Here is a 1,078-nt window from a genome sequence, read left to right as displayed (position 1 = left end):
GGACGACGTAGTCGGATCGGCCGGGTTCCAGTTGGTCCAGGAACCACAGTCCCCGCTGCGCGGACGACAACGGCACCGGCTTCGAACGATCCCGCGGCACCGGCCGCGACTCCTCCTGGACGGCGGCGCGCATGCCGGGCAGCAGGGCACCCAGCTCGGCGATGGTGGGGGCTTGGAACAGCGCCCGCAGGGGCACCTCCACGTCCAGTTCGCGGCGCAGGCGCGCGATGACCTTGAAGGCGAGGAGCGAGTGGCCGCCGAGGTCGAAGAAGTTGTCGTGGATGCCGGGGTCGGCGGCGCCGAGGACGTCCTGCCAGATGCCGGCGATGAGGTGCTCGGTGGGGGTGCGCGGCCGGGTGCCGGTGGGGTCGTGGATGGTGGCCGGGGCGGGCAGGGCTTTGTAGTCGGTCTTGCCGTTGGGCGTCAGCGGAAGGGCGGGAAGGGTCATGAACCCGGTGGGGATCATGTACGGGGGCAGCGTGCGGGCGGCGTGGGCCTTGAGGTCGTGAGGGCTTGGCGGAGTGACGCCGGGAGCGGGCACAAGGTAGGCGATCAGCCGCTGGACGCCGGGGGTGTCCTCGCGGACGGTGACCGCGGCGGAGGCGACGGCGGGGTGGCCGATCAGGGTCGCTTCGATCTCGCCGAGCTCGATCCGGTATCCGCGGAGCTTGACCTGGTTGTCGATGCGACCAAGGAACTCCAGCTCTCCGGTGGGCAGCCAGCGGCACAGGTCTCCGGTGCGGTACAGGCGTTGCCGGTGTCCGCCGAGGTCGAGCTCGACGAACCTCTCCTCGGTCAGCTGTGGCCGGTTGAGGTAGCCCCGGGCCACGCAGATGCCGCCCAGCAGGCATTCTCCGGCCACTCCAACCGGTACCGGCCGGCCGCCCGGGTCCACCACGTACGCCTGGGTGTTGGTGATGGGTACGCCGACCGGGATCGCGGCGGCGGTGTTGTCGTCATCGACCTGGCGGGTCAGCGACATCACGTTGGCGACGGAGCATTCGGTGGCGCCGTACTCGTTGTAGATGACGGTGCCGGGTTCGCAGACGGCGAGTATCCGGCGGGCGAGGTCGGTGGT

The 1,078-nt window shown here is 70.5% G+C and carries 1 protein-coding gene; it reads right to left on the bottom strand.

From position 1 onward, the window contains the following. Nucleotides 1–1,078: phosphopantetheine-binding protein (locus tag ACGFIV_RS36290; RefSeq protein WP_392839623.1), on the bottom strand; the 1,078-nt coding region annotated here is incomplete at both ends.

Source organism: Sphaerisporangium sp. NPDC049003, assembly GCF_043197795.1.
Lineage (GTDB): Bacteria > Actinomycetota > Actinomycetes > Streptosporangiales > Streptosporangiaceae > Sphaerisporangium.
This window is presented reverse-complemented; position numbering and strand designations above follow the sequence as displayed.